Origin of the sequence: Ketobacter sp. GenoA1 (assembly GCF_003671475.1) — a bacterium.
Lineage (GTDB): Bacteria > Pseudomonadota > Gammaproteobacteria > Pseudomonadales > Ketobacteraceae > Ketobacter.
In genome coordinates this window covers 330,491-350,082 of record NZ_RCHM01000009.1, presented here as the reverse complement: position 1 = coordinate 350,082, position 19,592 = coordinate 330,491, and the positions used below count along the sequence as shown (strand labels likewise).

General features: G+C 55.3%; 18 protein-coding genes and 2 tRNA genes. 12 read left to right on the top strand and 8 right to left on the bottom strand.

Features of this window, described 5'->3' with window-relative positions; genetic code table 11:
• The first annotated feature begins 5 nt into the window (after nucleotides 1-5).
• Together gatB and D9N13_RS02955 are read left to right on the top strand one after the other, a co-directional pair.
• Nucleotides 6-1,451: an Asp-tRNA(Asn)/Glu-tRNA(Gln) amidotransferase subunit GatB gene (gatB, locus tag D9N13_RS02960; protein WP_290585640.1), complete on the top strand. Its 1,446-nt coding sequence runs from the start codon at nucleotides 6-8 to the stop codon at nucleotides 1,449-1,451.
• 223 nt (nucleotides 1,452-1,674) lie between these two features.
• Nucleotides 1,675-3,534: a M48 family metallopeptidase gene (locus tag D9N13_RS02955; RefSeq protein WP_290585638.1), complete on the top strand. Its 1,860-nt coding sequence runs from the start codon at nucleotides 1,675-1,677 to the stop codon at nucleotides 3,532-3,534.
• Between the two features lie 17 nt (nucleotides 3,535-3,551).
• Here D9N13_RS02955 and fghA read toward each other — a convergent pair whose 3' ends face one another.
• The 6 genes from fghA to hemA form a co-directional block, all read right to left on the bottom strand.
• Nucleotides 3,552-4,388 carry an S-formylglutathione hydrolase gene (fghA, locus tag D9N13_RS02950; protein WP_290585634.1) on the bottom strand — a complete coding sequence of 279 codons (837 nt, stop codon included), beginning with the start codon at nucleotides 4,386-4,388 and terminating at the stop codon, nucleotides 3,552-3,554.
• Nucleotides 4,389-4,400: 12 nt separating this feature from the next.
• Nucleotides 4,401-5,513, bottom strand: coding sequence for an S-(hydroxymethyl)glutathione dehydrogenase/class III alcohol dehydrogenase (locus D9N13_RS02945; RefSeq protein WP_317622455.1), 1,113 nt, complete (start codon nucleotides 5,511-5,513; stop codon nucleotides 4,401-4,403).
• 138 nt (nucleotides 5,514-5,651) lie between these two features.
• The gene (locus D9N13_RS02940) at nucleotides 5,652-6,395 is read right to left on the bottom strand and encodes a HesA/MoeB/ThiF family protein (RefSeq protein ID WP_290585628.1); all 744 of its coding nucleotides are present in this window, start codon (nucleotides 6,393-6,395) and stop codon (nucleotides 5,652-5,654) included.
• A complete protein-coding gene (gene prmC / locus D9N13_RS02935; RefSeq protein WP_290585626.1) occupies nucleotides 6,382-7,269 on the bottom strand; it encodes a peptide chain release factor N(5)-glutamine methyltransferase in 888 nt (295 codons plus the stop codon). Before prmC ends, D9N13_RS02940 begins: the two co-directional genes overlap by 14 nt.
• Complete coding sequence (gene prfA / locus D9N13_RS02930) at nucleotides 7,269-8,351, bottom strand: peptide chain release factor 1 (RefSeq protein WP_290585623.1); 1,083 nt, start codon at nucleotides 8,349-8,351, stop codon at nucleotides 7,269-7,271. The genes prmC and prfA overlap by 1 nt, the downstream gene beginning before the upstream one ends.
• 74 nt (nucleotides 8,352-8,425) lie before the next feature.
• Complete coding sequence (gene hemA, locus D9N13_RS02925) at nucleotides 8,426-9,694, bottom strand: glutamyl-tRNA reductase (RefSeq protein ID WP_290585621.1); 1,269 nt, start codon at nucleotides 9,692-9,694, stop codon at nucleotides 8,426-8,428.
• 294 nt (nucleotides 9,695-9,988) lie between these two features.
• Between hemA and D9N13_RS02920 the strand changes: the two genes are divergently transcribed.
• The 9 genes from D9N13_RS02920 to D9N13_RS02880 all read left to right on the top strand — a co-directional run bounded on the left by D9N13_RS02920 (nucleotide 9,989) and on the right by D9N13_RS02880 (nucleotide 16,959).
• The gene (locus D9N13_RS02920; RefSeq protein WP_290585618.1) at nucleotides 9,989-11,674 is read left to right on the top strand and encodes a tetratricopeptide repeat protein; all 1,686 of its coding nucleotides are present in this window, start codon (nucleotides 9,989-9,991) and stop codon (nucleotides 11,672-11,674) included.
• A gap of 18 nt (nucleotides 11,675-11,692) precedes the next feature.
• The gene (lolB, locus tag D9N13_RS02915; protein WP_290585615.1) at nucleotides 11,693-12,352 is read left to right on the top strand and encodes a lipoprotein insertase outer membrane protein LolB; all 660 of its coding nucleotides are present in this window, start codon (nucleotides 11,693-11,695) and stop codon (nucleotides 12,350-12,352) included.
• Nucleotides 12,349-13,224 carry a 4-(cytidine 5'-diphospho)-2-C-methyl-D-erythritol kinase gene (gene ispE, locus D9N13_RS02910; RefSeq protein ID WP_290585612.1) on the top strand — a complete coding sequence of 292 codons (876 nt, stop codon included), beginning with the start codon at nucleotides 12,349-12,351 and terminating at the stop codon, nucleotides 13,222-13,224. Before lolB ends, ispE begins: the two co-directional genes overlap by 4 nt.
• An 84-nt stretch (nucleotides 13,225-13,308) precedes the next feature.
• Nucleotides 13,309-13,383 (top strand) — tRNA-Gln (locus D9N13_RS02905).
• Nucleotides 13,384-13,439: 56 nt separating this feature from the next.
• A complete protein-coding gene (locus tag D9N13_RS02900) occupies nucleotides 13,440-14,384 on the top strand; it encodes a ribose-phosphate pyrophosphokinase (RefSeq protein WP_411268125.1) in 945 nt (314 codons plus the stop codon).
• A gap of 79 nt (nucleotides 14,385-14,463) precedes the next feature.
• Nucleotides 14,464-15,096, top strand: a complete 633-nt coding sequence (locus D9N13_RS02895) for a 50S ribosomal protein L25/general stress protein Ctc (protein ID WP_290585607.1) — start codon at nucleotides 14,464-14,466, stop codon at nucleotides 15,094-15,096.
• A gap of 17 nt (nucleotides 15,097-15,113) precedes the next feature.
• Complete coding sequence (gene pth, locus D9N13_RS02890; protein ID WP_290585605.1) at nucleotides 15,114-15,707, top strand: aminoacyl-tRNA hydrolase; 594 nt, start codon at nucleotides 15,114-15,116, stop codon at nucleotides 15,705-15,707.
• 24 nt (nucleotides 15,708-15,731) lie between these two features.
• Entirely contained in the window at nucleotides 15,732-16,823 is a 1,092-nt protein-coding gene (gene ychF / locus D9N13_RS02885) for a redox-regulated ATPase YchF (protein ID WP_290585603.1), read from the top strand.
• 59 nt (nucleotides 16,824-16,882) lie between these two features.
• A tRNA-Met gene (locus tag D9N13_RS02880) sits at nucleotides 16,883-16,959 on the top strand.
• Between the two features lie 64 nt (nucleotides 16,960-17,023).
• Here D9N13_RS02880 and D9N13_RS02875 read toward each other — a convergent pair.
• Nucleotides 17,024-17,251, bottom strand: a complete 228-nt coding sequence (locus D9N13_RS02875) for a hypothetical protein (RefSeq protein WP_290585602.1) — start codon at nucleotides 17,249-17,251, stop codon at nucleotides 17,024-17,026.
• Nucleotides 17,252-17,435: 184 nt separating this feature from the next.
• The gene (locus D9N13_RS02870; RefSeq protein ID WP_290585599.1) at nucleotides 17,436-17,777 is read right to left on the bottom strand and encodes a DUF1820 family protein; all 342 of its coding nucleotides are present in this window, start codon (nucleotides 17,775-17,777) and stop codon (nucleotides 17,436-17,438) included.
• 593 nt (nucleotides 17,778-18,370) lie between these two features.
• Here D9N13_RS02870 and coxB point away from each other — a divergent pair.
• On the top strand, nucleotides 18,371-19,591 hold the full coding sequence (gene coxB / locus D9N13_RS02865; RefSeq protein ID WP_290585597.1) for a cytochrome c oxidase subunit II: 1,221 nt from the start codon (nucleotides 18,371-18,373) through the stop codon (nucleotides 19,589-19,591).
• Nucleotide 19,592 lies beyond the last annotated feature (1 nt).

Below are 19,592 nucleotides of genomic sequence, written 5' to 3'. Positions count from 1 at the left end.
CCGCCATGTCCTGGGAAGTGGTCATCGGGTTGGAAGTGCATGTGCAGCTTGCCACCCAGTCAAAAATTTTTTCCGGTTCCGCCACCACCTTCGGTGCTGAACCCAACACCCAAGCCGCGCTCATCGATTTGGGCATGCCCGGTGTACTGCCGGTACTGAACGCCGATGCCGTTACCAAAGCCATCAAGTTCGGCCTGGGTATTGATGCGGAAATTACGCCGCGGTCTGTTTTCGCCCGCAAAAATTATTTCTATCCGGATCTGCCCAAAGGCTACCAGATATCCCAGTTCGAACTGCCCATCGTCGGCAAAGGGCACGTGGATATCACGCTGGAAGACGGCAGCACCAAACGCATTGGTGTTACCCGCGCCCATCTGGAAGAGGACGCCGGCAAATCCCTGCACGAAGACTTTCAGGGCATGACCGGCATCGACCTGAACCGGGCCGGCACCCCCCTGCTGGAAATTGTGTCCGAGCCGGATATGCGCTCCGCCAAGGAAGCGGTGGCCTACGCCAAAGCCATCCATTCCCTGATCCGGTATCTGAACATCTCCGACGGCAATATGTCCCAGGGTTCCATGCGCTGCGACTGCAACGTGTCCCTGCGTCAAAAAGGGGAAACCGAATTCGGTACCCGCCGCGAGATCAAGAACGTCAACTCATTCCGCTTCGTGGAAAAAGCCATCAACGCCGAGATTGAATGGCAGATGGATGAGCTGGAATCCGGCCGCAAGATCCAGCAGGCGACCGTACTGTACGATCCGGTGAAGGACAAGACCTTTGCCATGCGCAGCAAAGAAGAAGCCAATGACTATCGCTATTTCCCCGACCCGGATCTGCTGCCGCTGGAAGTCACCGAACAGATGCTGAATCGGGTGCGTGCCGATTTGCCGGAATTACCAGGCCAGAAAATTGAACGCTTTATGACGGAGCTGGAATTGTCTGAATACGATGCCCGGGTGCTGGCTGCCGACCGGGTACTGGCGGACTACTTTGAAACGGTGGTGTCCGTTTCCGGCGCCAAACCCAAGTTGTGTGCCAACTGGGTCAGCGTGGAATTACTGGGTGCCCTCAACAAGAATGACCAGGAGATCGACGCCAGCCCGGTGAACGCAGCACAGCTGGGCGGATTGCTGAAACGAATTGCCGACAACACCATTTCCGGCAAAATCGCCAAGCAGATCTTTGAGGAACTGTGGAACAATGGTGGCACGGCCGACGACATCATCGAATCCAAGGGCCTGAAGCAGGAAACCGACACCGGCGCCATCGAGGCCATCGTGGATCAGGTGATCGCCGACAGCCCGGATCAGGTGGCACAGTTCCTGGCAGCGGATGACAACAAACGCAAGAAGCTGATCGGTTACTTTGTCGGGCAAACCATGAAAGCCTCCAAGGGCAAAGCCAACCCACAGATGGTCAATCAGATTCTGGCGAAAAAACTGGTGTGATCCAGCTCACAAAAATGCCGAACAATCCCAGCGGATGTTCGGCATTTTTTTAAATCAATACAACACTTAAATACGACACTGACCAAACCTAAGTTTGCTACTGAGTACTTGAGTTCGCTACTGACCAGAAGGTGGCTGGCCCACCGGGCAGAGCCGCGATCACCACATTGATCGAATGCAGATTCACTGTTCTCTTCCTCAAATAACCACTGGACCCCCATCAATGGCCGAATTGAATGAGCAGCAATTTATTGAGCTGGTAAAACAATCCGAAGCGGAAGCTGAACAAGATATCAATCGCTACAAGATCAAGCTGGCCCTGTTTGCCGCCCTGGGTTATGGAGTAATATTTGCCGTGCTCATCACACTTGTTTTGCTGGTAGGTGGTACGGTGGTCACCGCGCTGGTCAGCAGCAGCCTGTTTTTGTTGCTGGTGAAGAAAAAATTCATCTTTCTGATTCTAATCGCCATCTGGACCTTTCTGCGTGCCCTGTGGGTCAAATTCGATCCCCCCAGCGGTTACCTGCTGGAACGGGATAAATACCCAGAGCTGTTCCAGGAAATAGACCACCTCACCCATACCCTGGACGCACTTACCATTCACCAGGTTATACTCGATGACCGGCTGAATGCGGCGGTTGTGCAGCACCCGCGATTCGGGCTTTTCGGTGGCCAGCAAAATACGCTGTTTCTGGGTTTGCAACTGCTGCTGGCCCTCTCGCCACAGGAGATGAAGTCGGTACTGGCCCACGAGTTCGGCCACCTATCAGGCAATCACAGCCGCTTTTCCGGCTGGATCTACCGCGTGCGCATTACCTGGTTTCGGGTCATGGAAGCCTTTGACCAAAGCAATTCGTTCGGGGCCGGATTAATGCGACGCTTCTTCGACTGGTATGCCCCTAAATTCTCCGCCTACTCATTTGCACTGGCCCGCAACAACGAGTACGAAGCAGACCGTGTTGCCGCAGAACTCACCTCGCCGGCCACGGCAGCGAAAGCGCTGATCAACGTATACACCAAAGCCCCCTACATCGAGCAGGAATACTGGGATCATTATTTTCAACAGGCCGACACAGCCCCCACACCACCGACCGCGCCCTATGCAGGTTTGGCGACATTCCTCAAACAATCCCCCATCAGCCGCGAGCAGGTGCTGGCACTAATCCGGCAGGAAATGCAGGTGGAAACACACTACGCCGACACCCACCCGGCGTTAAAAGATCGGGTCACCAGCCTGACCGATCAGGCGGTGGTGCCGGACACCTTCACCACCAACGCCGCAGAAGCCTGGCTGGGTTCCCGGTATGAGAAGTTGCTGCACCACTTCGATCAGCAGTGGATGAAAAACAACAATGAGAAATGGAAGAACCGCTACGAATACGTCCAACACTCGAAACAGCTACTGGCTGAGTCAAAAGACCTGGATCCACAGACGTTGACCGACGACAAACTCTGGGAATTGGCCCATGCGGCTTTTGAGTTCGAGAACGATGAAACCGCTTTACCCCTGTTCCTTGCGTTTCATCAGCGTCATCCACACAGTGTTGGCGCCGGCTACTATGTGGGCCTGATTCTGGCGCGCAAGCAGGATGAATCGGCGCTGGACTATCTGAGAATTGCATTTGAAAGCCCCAACACCATCGGCGATGCCGCACGCTGGGGATACGACCTCTTGATGAACCTGAAAAAAGAACGTGAAGCAGAACAATGGTGGCAACAAGCACGCACCGCAGCGGATAAACATCAGGCCATTGCCGAAGCACAGTCCCACATTGCGGACAGCGATCACTTTACCGCCCCCCGCATCGATGCAGACTTACAGGGCCAGTTGCTGCAAACCCTTGCCGCGCATAAAAATGTGGGGGCTACCTGGCTGGCGCAGAAAACCCTGCCCTACAACGACGCCGACCCGGTCTATATCCTGGCGTTCCGACCGAAAGGCCTTTACCTCAGCTTCGAAGCCATCATCAAGTCAGTGGAGGAGGCGCTGAATATCGACGCCAACGTGTTCGTGGTTTGCCTGTGGGGAGACGACAAAAGCATTGCGAAAAAAGTGAAAAAGGCCGGCACCAAAATCCAATAGCTGCCGGCCTGCAACCGCTACTGCAGAAACTGCCCGTGATAGCGCAAGTGATCCTCGATAAAGCTGGCAATAAAATAGTAGCTGTGATCATACCCGTCGCGGCGGTTCAAGGTTAACGGCACCCCCGCCTGCAGGCAGGCCTGCATCAGCAGTTCGGGTTTTAATTGATTCTCCAAAAAACCATCAGCCGCCCCCTGATCCACCAGGATTGGTTTATCGAAACCTCTCTCCAATAACAGCGCGACCGCGTCGTGGTTGGCCCAGGCGCTGCGGTCAGGCCCCAGGTAACCCGCCAGTGCCTTTTCGCCCCAGGCACACTGCGTGGGTGCGCAGATAGGGGCAAACGCAGACACTGATTGGTACTGTTGCGGGTGATTCAAGGCCAGAGTCAACGCACCATGGCCCCCCATGGAATGCCCCATGATACTCTGGCGCGCCATATCCAGCGGGAACGCCTCGGCGATGATGGCGGGCAGTTCCTGCTGCACGTAATCATACATGTGATAATGCCGGTCATAGGGTGACTCGGTGGCATTCACATAAAAACCAGCCCCCAAGCCAAAATCCCAGGCAGCCTCCGGATCATCCGCTACCCCATCCCCTCTGGGGCTGGTGTCCGGAGCGACAATGGCCAGGCCCAACGCACTTGCCATCCGCTGGGCACCGGCTTTGGTCACAAAATTCTGATCATTGCAGGTCAGACCGGACAACCACCATATCAGCGGCACCGGCCCCTGCTCCACCTGTGGTGGCAAAAACAGGGAGAACACCATGTCACATTGGCAGCATGCCGAACGATGCTTGAGGCGGAGCTGGCGCCCGTCAAAGCATTTCACCTCTTCCAGCAATTCCATCTTCCACTCCTGTCAGTAAATCACAACCGAGCGAATGGCCTTTCCGTCGTGCATCAGATCAAACGCGCGATTGATTTCGTCCAGAGGCATGGTGTACGTCACCATTTCATCAATCTTGATTTCGCCATTCATATAACGCTCTACATAATCCGGCAACTGAGTGCGGCCTTTTACCCCCCCGAACGCACTGCCCCGCCATACGCGCCCGGTCACCAGCTGAAATGGTCGGGTGGAGATCTCCTGTCCGGCACCGGCCACACCGATGATCACCGATTCACCCCAGCCCTTGTGGCAACACTCCAGTGCCGAGCGCATCACATTGACATTGCCGATGCACTCGAAGGAATAATCGACACCGCCGTCAGTCAATTCCACAATCACTTCCTGAATAGGTGCATCATAGTTTTTTGGATTCACAAAATCGGTGGCACCCAACATCCTGGCCATCTCAAACTTGTCTTCATTCAGGTCAACGGCAATGATACGTTCCGCCTTGGCCATCACCGCGCCCTGGATGACAGAGAGCCCGATCCCACCCAATCCAAACACCGCCACGGTGGCACCGGGTTCAACCTTGGCGGTATTCAGCACCGCACCAATCCCGGTGGTGATACCGCAACCCAGTAAACACACCTTATCCAGCGGCGCGGCCTGGTTGATTTTTGCCACCGCGATTTCCGGCAACACCGTATACTCGGAAAAAGTGGAGGTTCCCATATAATGGTGAATCATTTTGCCGTTCTGACTAAAGCGGGAGGAGCCATCCGGCATCAGCCCCTGCCCTTGGGTGGCCCGAATCGCCTGACACAAATTGGTTTTACCGGAGAGACAGAACTTGCACTTGCCGCACTCAGGGGTATACAGCGGAATCACATGATCACCCACGGCCACACTGTTTACCCCCGGGCCAACCTCCACCACCACACCCGCACCCTCGTGCCCCAGAATGGAAGGAAATATGCCTTCGGGATCCGCTCCACTCAGAGTATAGGCATCCGTATGGCAGACGCCGGTGGCCACCAACTGCACCATGACTTCCCCTTGTTTGGGGCCCTGCAGATCCACTTCTTCAATACAGAGGGGTTTGCCTGCTTCCCAGGCGACGGCGGCGCGGGTTTTCATAATCGAGGTTTCCTTGTGGTTAGAATGGGCTATACCGAGAACACAGATTAACGCCCCCACTTTGCAATGCCAAGCCTGCAGCAGCCAAGTCACGGTTTCCGGGCTCTGGCAGCGTTACGTGGGCGCCATTGTAAGATTGGATTATCCGCACACCGGACAAGTGGCATCTTGTTTCAGGCGGATGCTGCGGAATTCCATGGTGAGAAAATCCACCAGGACCAAATGCCCCACCAGACTGTCACCGATGCCGGCGATCAGCTTGACGGTTTCCGTCGCCTGCAGTGCGCCGATGACCCCCACCACGGGAGCCAGCACACCGTTGCTGGTACAGCGTTGATCCTCTGCACCGGTTTCCTGATAGAGGCAACGATAGCAGGGGCTGTCCGGCTGCCTTGGGTCATAGACGCTGACCTGCCCCTCCATCCGAATGGCCGCTCCGGACACCAGAGGAAGCTGATGTTTAACGCTCAACCGGTTCAACAGAAAACGCACCTGGAAATTGTCGCTGCAATCCACAATGACCTGGCAATCACCCACTAACGTTTCCCCGTTTTCATGACCGAGCTGAGCGGTGATGGTCTGCACCTGGCACTCCGGATTCAGCTGGGCAATGGCAATTTGGGCAGAGCGCACTTTGTCACAGCCAATTCGATCCGTTGTGTGAATAATCTGCCGCTGCAAATTGCTCAGATCCACCTGATCGTGATCCACCAACACCAGTTTACCGACACCTGCTGCCGCCAGATACATCGCCACCGGTGAGCCCAGCCCCCCCAGCCCAACCACCAGTACAGTGGCTTCACGCAGTTTTTCCTGGCCGGCAATATCCACTTCCGGCAACATGATCTGGCGGCTGTAACGCAACAATTCATCATCGGTCAGCATGACCGTTATCCTCCCTGTCTGTTTGCCGAACCGGCCATTGCCCCAGCGTCACACGCTCATTGGACGCCAGATCCCGCACGGTTTTGATGCCAACAAAGCCCTGCGCCTGCATCAGATCACGCACGGCCGCCCCCTGGTTGTAGCCATGTTCCAGCACTAACCAACCCTGCGCACGCAGGTGTTGCGGGGCAGCGGCCACAATGCAGCGGATGTCATCCAGGCCGTCGCGGCCGGATGCCAGGGCCCGCCTTGGTTCGAAACGCACGCCCAGTCCCTGCAGGTGCCCATCCAGCTCTTCGATGTAAGGGGGATTGGAGACAATGATATGGAAACGCTCATGCTCCAGGTTATCAAACCAGGCACTTTGCACACAGCGAACCGGTAGTGACAGCGTTTCACTGTTGTACCGTGCAACCTCTAAGGTCGGCGCGTACACATCGGTTGCGGTCACCTTCCAGCGAGGCCGTTCACTGGCCAACGCCAGGGCAATGGCGCCCGTCCCGGTACCAAGATCCACTACATCCAGCGGCCCGTCTTCCGCCAGCGCCAGCACCTGTTCCACCAGCAGCTCTGTATCCGGGCGCGGCACCAGAGTATCTTCCGTTACCGCAAGATCAAACGTCCAGAAGCCCTGTTGGCCAATCAGATACGCCACCGGTTCCCCGGCGCAACGTCGCTCAATCAAATGCTGGTACTGTTGCCACTGATCCGCTGTTAACCCATGCTCCGGCCAGGCCCGCAGCCAGGCACTGTTGCGCTGCACAACATGTGCAAGCAACCATTGGCTGTCCACCTTGCAATACTCCAGCAACTCCGGAGCAGCCTCCGCCAATCTGAGTTCCGCCCACCGCAGAGCGCTGGCGACCGTGGCCATCAGGCTTCTTCAGACAACGCGGCTAACTGATCCGCTTGATATTCACTGATCAGCGGCTGAATAACGTCACCCAGTTCACCTTCCATCACCTCCGACAGTTTGTACAAGGTCAAATTAATGCGGTGATCCGTGACCCGGCCCTGCGGGTAGTTATAAGTACGAATTCGCTCCGAGCGATCGCCGCTGCCCACCAGATTACGGCGGGCATCGCTGGTTTCCTTGTGTTGCTGATCCTGCGCATGCTGCAGCAAACGCGACTTCAGCAACGACATGGCCTTGGCCTTGTTTTTATGCTGCGAGCGTTCATCCTGACATTCCACCACAACACCGGATGGCAAATGGGTAATACGCACCGCGGAATCCGTGGTATTGACGTGTTGGCCTCCGGCACCGGAAGAACGATAGGTATCAATGCGCAAATCCTCACTGCGCACATCAATGTCGGTCACCTCATCGGCCTCCGGTAAAATGGCAACCGTACAGGCAGAGGTATGAATGCGGCCCTGGGATTCGGTGGCAGGAACCCGCTGCACCCGATGGGCACCGGATTCAAACTTCAGGTGGGAATAGACGTTATCACCGATAACACGGCAGATAATTTCCTTGTAGCCTCCGTGCTCCCCTTCATTCTGACTGACAATCTCAATGCGCCAGCCCCGGTTTTCCGCATAACGGGAATACATGCGATACAGGTCACCGGCAAAAATGGCAGCCTCATCCCCCCCGGTACCGGCACGTATTTCCAAAAATACATTACTGCCGTCGAAGGGGTCCCGGGGCAACATCAGGCGCTGCAGATCCTGCTCCAGCTGCTCACGCTTTTCTTCATTGACGGACAACTCTTCTTCACCCATTTCTTTCAGATCGGGATCACTGAGCCAGCTTTTTGCCTCATCAATATTTTTCAGCACCTGATCATACTCGCGGTAGCACTGTACCACCGGTTCTATTTCAGCGTATTCCTGGGACAGCTTGCGAAATTTATTTTGATCCGAAATCACATCCGGCTGGCTCAGCAGCATGCCCACTTCTTCATAGCGTTCGCTGCGGCTGGCCAATTTCATTCTCAAAGAATCTTTCATGTAACGATATCCTGTTCCGACGGGGCCCGTCTGGTGCAAAGGGTATTAAAAAGGAAGGTAAAAGGACAGCCCAGCTAATCCGGCTTGGTGGGTTCGGTAATACCCAGTAGTTTCTGTGCCCATTCGATCTGATCATTGCGACCGTTTTCCGCTGCCTGGCGCAGCTGGGTTGTGGGCGCATGCATGACTTTATTAATCAGCGAGCGGCTCATTCGCTGCAACACCTGCTCAGGGTCACCACCGGTGCGGATCTGGGCCAACGCTTTTTCCAGCTCCATTTGACGCAGGGCTTCCAGCTTGTGGCGATAATCGCGAATGGCATCCACAGCATCCAGGCTCTTGAGGGAGTCCATGAACTGCGCCATGCAGCTGTCCACCAGGCGCTCCGCTTTGCTGGCCGCCTCCTGGCGCTGGCGGCGGTTTTCATCCACCACCTGCTGCAGATCGTCCACCGTATACAGATACACGTCCGCCAGCTCCGCCACTTCCTCTTCGATGTCCCGCGGTACAGCGATATCCATCATGAACATGGGCTTGTGCTTGCGCAGTTTGAGCGCATGCTCCACCGCCCCTTTACCCAGAATCGGCAACGGGCTGGCGGTGGAGGAAATGACAATATCGGCCCGGGGCAGGGCCAGCGGAATATCGCTGAGGGTAATTGCGTGACCATTGAATTCTTCGGCAATGGCATTGGCGCGGGACAGGGTCCGGTTGGCAACCGTAATGTGCTTCACCCCTTGCTCCACCAAATGACGGGCTACCAGCTCCACAGTCTCGCCTGCTCCGATTAACAACACGGAGGTTTTGCTCAAGTCGGAAAAAATCCGCTTGGCCAGTTTAACCGAGGCAAATGCCACCGATACCGGATTGGTGCCGATCCCGGTCTGGGTTCGAACCTGTTTGGCGGCCGAGAACGAGTGCTGGAACAGGCGGCCCAGCTCGGGGCCCACGGTACGGGCCTCCTGTGCCACCGAATACGCAGATTTCAGTTGCCCCAGGATCTGGGGTTCCCCCAACACCATAGAATCCAGGCCACTGGCCACCCGCATCAGGTGACGTACTGCTGCTTCATTCCAGAATTCATACACACAACGGGAGATCTGGTCCATGGGTAATCCATGATAATGCCCCAACCAGGCCAGTAAAGGGCCGGAATCTTCAACCTCCGCACAACAGTACAGCTCGGTGCGGTTACAGGTCGAGAGGATGGCCACCTCACGCAGGCGCGCCTGATCCCGCACCTCGTTCAGTGCGCTGATAACGGTGTCCGGCGAGAATGCCAGCTTTTCCCGCATATCGACGGATGCGGTACGATGATTGATGCCGTATGCGAGTAATGCCATGGTACGGTTTAAGCCCGATCGGGGTCTTTATTCACCACCCTCTCTAAAAAGTCGCCGGATTATAACACAAGCCTTGATTTCGGCTGAGTTTGTTAACAGATACACAAAGACAGGCCCTGAAGGGGAACATACCGGCCCCCGGAGCATCTATAGTTAGAGAGGCTGTCTGTGGATAATTTCCTTGCATGGTCACCACATTCCTGCTTTTATTGAAGTTAACATAACGACAGGCCCGCCTGCATACGCATGATTTATAAACGAATTTTAGTAGTTGTTCTCGCCACAGTCATTTTAATGTTAAATGGGTGCTCATCCCTTGGCAGTGGCAAAACCGATCAACCGGAGGCAGCGGTCAAGCCCCCCGAAGCCACCGCCGAAGACCGTCCCACCCGCCCCTTCGAGCATGACACCCTGTTCGAACTGTTACTGGCCGAATTTGCCGGCAAGCGCAACCGGGCCGATGTGGCGCTGGGCAAATACCTGAAACAGGCCCATGAAACCCGCGATCCACAGGTCGTGGAACGGGCCACGTTCATCGCCCGCTACCTGGGTGCCCACCAGGCCACCCTGGATGCTTCCATGCTCTGGTCGGAAATCGAACCGCACAATCCGGTGCCCCGGGAGCTGGCCGCCATTGAACTCATTCGTTTTGGCAAACTGGAAGAGGCCATGGCGCAGGTGGACCTGCTGATGGCCAGCGGCGGCACCATGAACTTTGAGTATTTGCTGCAAGCATCCCGCACCTCCAACCAGGATACCCGGCAAACCATTCTGGCGAAGCTGACCGAATACACGGAAACCATCGAGGACGACAAGCTCTGGTACGCCAAAGGCGCGCTGGAAGCCATGAACGGTCAGCACAAGCAAGCCATCCACGATTACGATGAAGCCCTGGATATCACCCCCAGCTACGGCAACGCGATCCTGGCGCGGGCGCAATCCATGATCGCACTCAACCAGCACGACAAGGCCATGGAGTATCTGGCCAAGCAAACCAGCCTCTGGCCCGAAAACAAGCGACTGGGCGTCGCCTACGCCCGCTACCTGATGCAACAGAACCAGCTGGCAGCGGCCCAGCAGCAATTCTATCGCCTGTCCCGCAACTTCCCCCTGGACGGCGACCTGGTGCTGTCACTGGCGCTATTAAGCTGGGAGAACAAACAGATTGACGAGGCCAGGCTCTACTTCAACAAACTGCTGGACATGAAACACCGCGCCGATGAAGCCAACATCTACCTGGCCCGCATCGCAGCCAGCGAAAAAGACTTTGATCTCGCCAGCGTCCACTTTCAGCAGGTTCGGGTCGGGCCTCAATACCCGCTGGCACAGATCCAGATGGCACTGATGCTGGAGGACCAGAACAAAGTTGACCAGGCTCTGGCGGTACTTGACCAGGCGGCCGACGCCATGCCCGCAGAGAAAGCCAAATTCACCATGGCCAAGAGTGAAGTCCTGTCTGCATCGGGCCAAATGGCAAAAGCGATCACCGTGCTGGACCAAGGGCTGGAGCAACTCCCTGACGACACCAACATGCTCTATACCCGGGCCATGCTGAAAGAACAGCTGGATGATTTTGCCGGGATGGAAGCAGACCTGCGCAGAGTACTGGAGCTGCAACCCAACAACAGCGCCGCGCTGAACGCACTGGGCTACACCTTTGCCAACCGCAATCAACGCCTAAACGAAGCCTGGGAGTTGATCGAGCGTGCCTACAATCTCAACCCCAGCGATCCTGCCATTATTGATAGCATGGGATGGATCAAATACCGCCTGGGCGAGACCCAGGTGGCACTGGATTTCCTGCGCAAAGCTTATGAGGCGTTCGATGACCAGGAAATCGCCGCCCATCTGGGGGAAGTACTTTGGGTTTCCGGTCAACGGGAAGAAGCTGCTATTATCTGGCGCAATGCTCTGGAGAAGAACCCCGAGAGCGATGTATTGAAAGAAGTCATGGGACGCTTCCTACCCACAACGCCATAACCTGTATTGAAGAAACTCGTGCCAAACTACCGAACACTGAGATCAACCCTCGCCCTTTTTGTGGCGGGCATCCTGTTGGGCGGGTGCCAACTGTGGCAATCCAGCCATGACATGCCCGCGCCACCGCCGGACCAGCCAAAACTCGATTGGGTTGACCACGTCCGTACTCTGACCCTGATGCAGGAGTGGCAAATCAAAGGCAAGATCGGCGTCCGCACCGCCGACGACGGTGGCAGTGCCTATATGGACTGGAGCCAGTCATTTGACAGCTTCTATATTCTGCTGTCCGGCCCCCTGGGACAAGGCTCCACCATCATCAGCGGCAATCCCTATGGTGCGCGCCTGGAAAACAACGATGGCACCTACATCTCGGATTCTCCGGAACAACTGGTGGAACAGCACACCGGCTGGGTCATCCCCATTCACCAGCTCCTGTACTGGGTGAAGGGAATCCCCGCGCCCCATGGCAAAAGCAGCAAAACCCACAACGAATTCGGCACCCTGGAAACCCTCACCCAAAATGGCTGGACTCTGCAATACGATCGCTACGGCACCGCACTCAACACCCTGTTGCCACAAAAGATCAAAATCAGCAAAGGTGATCTGAAAGTCACATTGATTATCAAAGAGTGGCTGCCCCTGCCCGCCCACGAAGACACACCCCCATCACCAATATGACGTTAACGGTTAGATCCCCCGCCAAGCTCAACCTGTTCCTGCACATTACCGGACGGCGGGCCGATGGTTACCACAATCTGCAAACCCTGTTTCAATTCGTGGATCTGTGTGACACCCTCAGTTTTGAAACCCTGAGCACAGGGGAATGCCTGATCACCCCCCCTATTCCAGGCGTGCCCAATGAAGCCAACCTTATCTACCAGGCTGCCCGATGCCTGCAACAGGCAACCGGCACCCATCAGGGAGCGCACATCAGGGTTGAAAAACAGCTGCCGATGGGCGGCGGACTCGGCGGCGGCTCTTCCAATGCGGCCAGTACTCTGGTGGCCCTCAACCACCTCTGGAACACAGGGCTCACAAGGCAACAATTACAGCAGTTGGGGCTGGCCATTGGCGCGGATGTGCCCATCTTCATACACGGCCATGCGGCACTGGCTGAGGGTGTGGGAGAACGCTTCCAAGACGTTGATATTGCTGAGCCCTGGTACCTGATTGCGGCACCGGATTGCCATGCCAATACAGCGGAACTTTTCCAAGAAAAACAATTGACAAGAAATTCAAAGGTCATCAAAATACGCGACTTCTTGAACGGGGGTGGTCATAACGACTTCGAACCGGTCTTGAAAAAACGCTTTCCACTGATTCAACGATGCCTTGCATTGATGGAAACTGCAGGAAAAGCTAAAGTGACTGGAAGTGGCGCCTGCCTCTTCATCCAATGCAGCGATGAAGCGGATGCCCGGGCAAAACAGCAGACGCTGACTCTGGGAATGCCTGAATTTGGCATTACACATCAAGAAGTTACCTGGATGATCGCGAAAGGCTGCAACCACTCTCCATTGTTTTCCGGGCCCTTGGCCGATCAGTGCTAAATTCCGGAAAAAATGTCTAAAACATTTGGTGATTTTCTGGTAAGATTCGCCGCCCAGACTGATCACCGGATCTGTCAAAGCTGTAGGGCCGTCGCCAAGCGGTAAGGCAACGGGTTTTGATCCCGTCATTCCCAGGTTCGAATCCTGGCGGCCCTGCCATATTTCCCAAGATTCTCACAGTAGGCTGATATAACAAGGTGACTGGCGTGTCCAATCTGATCCTTTTTACTGGAAACGCAACCCCTGAACTTGCCGCCAGAATGGCGAAGCATCTGCACGTCCCCATGGGGGATGCTGAAGTAAGCAAGTTCAGCGATGGCGAGATCTCGGTCGAGATCAACGAGAACGTGCGCGGCAGCGACGTGTTCATCGTTCAGTCCACCTGCGCCCCAACCAATGACAGCATAATGGAACTACTGGTCATGGCCGACGCCCTGCGCCGCGCCTCAGCTGGCCGCATCACGGCGGTTGTTCCCTATTTCGGCTACGCCCGCCAGGATCGCCGGGTGCGATCTGCCCGCGTCCCCATTACCGCCAAAGTGGTGGCCGACATGCTGACAACCGTGGGCATTGATCGCCTGCTGACAGTAGACCTCCACGCAGACCAGATCCAGGGTTTTTTCGACATCCCGGTGGACAACGTCTATGGCACCCCGATACTGCTGGAAGACATTAAAAAGCAAAATTACGATGACCTGATGGTGGTCTCGCCGGACGTGGGCGGCGTTGTTCGTGCCCGCGCTGTTGCCAAGCAGCTGAACGATTGCGATCTGGCCATCATCGACAAACGACGCCCCAAAGCCAACACCTCACAGGTAATGCACATCATTGGTGAAGTGGAAGGCCGCACCTGCATCCTGGTGGACGACATGGTGGACACCGCCGGCACCTTATGCAAAGCAGCAGAAGCGCTCAAGGATCATGGTGCCAGCAAAGTGGTGGCCTACGCCACTCATGCGGTACTCTCCGGCCCGGCCATTGACAACCTGAACGCATCAAAAATGGATGAGCTGGTTATCACGGACACCATCCCCCTGTCTGCCACCGGCAAAACCTGCAAACGAATTCGCCAACTGAGCTTGGCTCCGATGCTGGCTGAATGCATCCGTCGCATCAATAACGAAGAATCCCTAAGCGCCATGTTTGCCCCCAAGGACTAACCCGGGGCAACAGGGCATTAACCACGCCTTCTGGTGTTTGGTCGCGAAACCCAAAAGGCTTTATACAGGAGAAACACCCATGTCAGGTGATTTTACCATTAGCGCAACATCTCGAGCTGACTCGGGGAAAGGTGCGAGCCGCCGCCTGCGTCGTCTCGAAAATAAAATCCCGGGTATCGTATACGGTGCCAACAAGCCTGCCCAGCAGATCGCCATTGAATTCAAGGTGCTGGTAAAAGCCCTGGAAAACGAAGCGTTCTATTCCCACGTTCTGACCCTGGACGTGGACGGCAGCGCCGAGCAGGTAGTGTTGAAAGACCTGCAACGTCACCCCTCGAAGTCACACCCGGTTCACGCCGACTTCCAACGGGTCGACACCACCCACAAACTGCACATGAACGTCCCACTGCACTTCATCAATGAAGAAAAGTGTGCAGGCGTCAAGCAGCACGGTGGCACCATCGCTCACCAAATGTCGGAAGTGGAAGTGGTCTGTCTGGCGAAAGACCTGCCTGAATTCATTGAAGTGGACCTGGCCGCTGCCGAAATCGGCACCATTATCCACTTAAGTGATCTGAAACTGCCTGCTGGCGTGGAGCTCAAGGAACTGCAGTTGGGCGCAGACCATGACCAACCGGTGGTATCGGTTAACGCGCCTCGCGGCGGTGCTGCCGATGAGGAAGAAGAAGGCGCGGCTGACGACGCCGAGTAAGCTCTGGAGCCCGGCATTTGAAAAACGGTATCGAACTCATTGTCGGACTGGGTAACCCCGGCCGCCAATATGAAGACACCCGACACAATGCCGGCGCCTGGTTCGTGGAGAGGTTGGCGCGTCAAACCAACGCCAGCCTAACCAACGACTCCAGGTACAACGCCCTGACCGGGCGGGCCACCCTCAACGGCCATGACGTCCGGCTTCTGATACCCACCACATTCATGAACATCAGCGGCCAGGCCGTTGCCCCTTTCGCTCATTTTTTTAAAATCCCTGTCGACCGAATTCTGGTGGCCCATGATGAATTGGACCTGCCTCCCGGTGTTGCCAAACTGAAACAGGGTGGCGGACACGGCGGCCACAACGGCTTGCGTGATATCATCAGCAAACTGGGTAACGACAAGAATTTTGCCCGCTTACGCATCGGCATCGGCCACCCGGGCAGTGCCGAGAAAGTGAGTGGATTTGTGCTCAGCAAGGCACCGGCCAAAGAACAGCAACTCATTGATGACGCCATCGACGAAGCCCTGCGCTCTCTTCCGGACCTGCTCGGCGGCGATGCCAACAAGGCGATGAACCGCCTGCACAGCTTCACCGCGTCGTCCTAACCAACCAAAGAGTGGAATCATCCTATGGGAATCAAGTGCGGTATTGTCGGTCTGCCAAATGTGGGCAAATCAACCCTCTTCAACGCGCTCACCAAAGCGGGCATTGAAGCCCAGAACTTTCCGTTTTGCACCATCGAGCCCAACACCGGTGTGGTTCCCGTACCCGACCCGCGCCAGGATAAACTGGCAGCAATCGTAAAGCCCGAACGCACGGTCCCCACCACCATGGAATTCGTCGATATTGCGGGCCTGGTGGAAGGCGCCTCCAAGGGAGAAGGCCTGGGCAATCAATTCCTCGCCAACATCCGCGAAACCGACGCCATTGCCCATGTGGTACGCTGCTTTGAAGATGGCAATATCGTGCACGTGGCCGGTAAAATTGACCCACTGTCGGACATTGAAATCATCAACACTGAACTGGCACTGGCGGATCTCGACAGCGTTGAAAAAGCCATTACCCGGGCGGCAAAGCTGGCTAAGGGCGGCGACAAAGAGGCTATTGCCCGGCAAAAGGTGCTGGAAAAGGTGTTGCCGTTGCTCAATGAAGGCAAGCCCGCCCGCGCTGCTGACCTGGATGCCGACGAACTGAAGCAGATACGCTCCCTGAACCTGCTCACCATCAAGCCCACCATGTATATCGCCAACGTGTCAGAAGAAGGCTTTGACGACAACCCCCTGCTACAAAAAGTGGTGGAACTGGCCGCAACGGAAAACGCACAGGTTGTCCCCATCTGCGCCAAGATTGAAGAGGAAATCATCGAGCTGGACGACGCCGACAAGGCGGAATTCATGGCCGATCTGGGCATGGACGAGCCCGGCCTGGACCGAGTGATCCGCGCCGGTTACCAGCTGCTGGGGCTGCAAACCTATTTCACCGCCGGGGTTAAGGAAGTGCGAGCCTGGACCGTTAAGGTGGGCGCAACCGCACCTCAGGCCGCCGGTGTCATCCATACGGATTTTGAGAAGGGGTTTATCCGCGCCGAAGTGGTGAGCTACGACGATTATGTTGCCAATAACGGCGAACAGGGGGCCAAGGAAGCGGGCAAATGGCGCCTGGAGGGAAAGGATTATATCGTCAAGGACGGTGACGTCATTCACTTCCGATTCAACGTCTAATTTGAGCACTTCTGCTTGACTTCGCAATAACGGTTTGCGAGAATTTGCGCCCTCGAAAAGGCTATGTAGCTCAGCTGGTTAGAGCACATCACTCATAATGATGGGGTCCCCTGTTCAAATCAGGGCATAGCCACCATATTCCAGACATAAAAAAACCGCCGGTTGGCGGTTTTTTTATGTCTTTCACAACGCTTCAAGACTCAGATAGCTTCCCCAAGAAATTCACTAGACTGCTCTTTAATCTGAGTCAGTAATTTCTTTCGGTCAGCGATCATGTCCCGATAGGTTCGCGCCGTGGACAGGCGAGTGTGACTGGAATCCCCCTCGACTCGAGCCAATTGCTCTTCCAGTCGGGCAATGTCCCGCAGGACCATGCTCTCCAGCTTATCCAAACTGTAGCGCGAGCTGATCGGGCTACTTCGCTTCACTTTTTTCATAGACATCCTTTCCAAATTAGGTTCGCTCACACCATCCCCAATGTAAGCCAACTTGGACACATATAGCCTATTAACGGATTATTTCCACTCATAGACAACCCACTTCCCAGTAAGCGTGCCCATTTTAACGACGAACGGCGGTTACTCTGTAGCCAATTACTGTATTGATTATGTTTCAACCAGTTTTGTTACCACCCCCGCCCGGCCCATAGGGAAAGCCTGGAAACTGGGTAACATTGCCACCTTTCACCTCAGTGATCTTGCCCACACCCTGCTTTTCCACCTCATCCACCCGGATCACAGAGTGCATGGGAATATAGGTTCGGCTGACATCCTGAAACTGCGCTTTCAAGCGCTCCTCCGATGGATCCACCACCATCTGCCGGCGCTCACCAAACAGGAACCCCTCAATTTCCAGAAAGCCATACAGGTCACTTTGGTATACGTTCTTTACGTATATTTCGTAGATTTCATTTTGATTGAGAAATACCACTCGATAGATCGGTTCTGCGCTCATGCTTCGTCTCTTCAACACCCCTCACAAATTGATTCAGGGTGTATACACCTAATTGCAGTTAAAGTCAGGCAAAGTATACCTTTTTTTCATCCTTGACTGGACATCCGAAGGGAGAGAACTTAGAGTTTACGTGGGCAAAACAGAGGGGCGCAGAAGGACCTCTACACCGGGGGAATCGTTCTGAGTCAGCCTACCAATTACTGACGGCGATGATAGCTTACAAATAAAACACTGAATTTATTATCGCTCGTCACTAGGCATAGCATTATAGTGACGCCCGCAGGTCTTTTAATGACCAAAATCAACTTTCGCATAGATGTCGCCAAATTTCTTGTTTTGGCAGGTGTGAGACTGATGCAACAGTAATGGCATTGGCTGAACGCAACTTTGGACATGTCCTCCCTGGATGATTGTGGGTGGCGATTCCTGTCGACTTTAATTCTCGTACTCCCAGCATTCGATTACTCCAGAAACGTTGATACCAGCGAGCTGATCGTCTGGTGTTGTCGTGGTTTACAAAACCAGGCAGTTCGCTCACCGACGAAAACCCATCACCGGTGAGCCGGCTAAAAATAAGAATCAGGGAGTAAATAATGCAGTCATTAGCAAAGCGATGTTCAGCTATCGGTCTTGCGCTAGCCACTGTTACCAGCAGCTCGGTGTTCGCGGAATGGCAACTGGATATGACCCCAGGCGTCACTGACATCAGCCAGCAGGTTTTTGATATGCACCGCACCATGCTGTGGTGGTGTGTTGCCATTGGGATCGTGGTGTTCGGCGCCATGTTCTATTCCATGATAAAGCACCGGCATTCCAAGGGGCACAAGGCGGCGCAGTTCCACGAGAGCACCACCGTGGAAATCATCTGGACCATCGTCCCCTTTCTCATCCTCATCCTGATGGCCATTCCCGCCACCAAAGTTCTGATCGCCATGAGTGACACCAGCGAATCGGCTCTGACGGTGAAAATCACCGGTTCCCAGTGGAAATGGCACTACGAATATCTGGATTGGGAAGGTGAAGGCGGGATAGGCGTTGACTACTACAGTGTGCTCTCCACACCGTCGGAAGAAGTCATTCGGCCGGCACTGGCCTCCGGCCTGTTCCCCAAAAACACCGCCAAAGACAGCTATCGTGCCGACGGCAACTACCCCGAACAAAGCGAACTGTACAAGCGTGATGTGGACAAGCCGCTGGTGATTCCCACCGGGCGCAAGGTTCGCTTCCTGATCACCTCCGACGATGTTATTCATTCCTGGTGGGTACCGGATTTCGCGATCAAGAAGGACGCCATACCCGGTTTTATCAACGAACTGTGGACCGAGGTGCCCGACGACAAACCCGGCCTGTACCGTGGCCAGTGTGCGGAGCTGTGCGGCAAGGATCACGCCTTTATGCCGGTGGTGGTGGATGCGCGCCCGGTAGCGGAATTTGAGCAATGGCTGGCCGATGCCAAGGAAGCGCAGAAAGCAGCGGATCTGGCTGCCGCCAGCAGCCTGGACAAGACCTTCAGCAAAGAGGAATTAATGGCAGAGGGTGAAAAGCACTACCTGGCGCGCTGTTCAGCCTGCCACCAGGCCAACGGGCAGGGTTTACCTCCCACATTCCCCGCACTGGCCGGAAGTGCCATCGCCGTTGGCCCTGTGGCTGACCACATTGACATTGTAAACAACGGTAAAAATGCGATGCCGGCGTTCAGCAGCATGCTGAGCCCCAAAGAAATCGCCGCCATTGTTACCTACGAACGCAACGCCTGGGGCAACACCCCATCGGATGGTGTTGATGTTGTACAACCACGCGACGTTGCGAAATAAG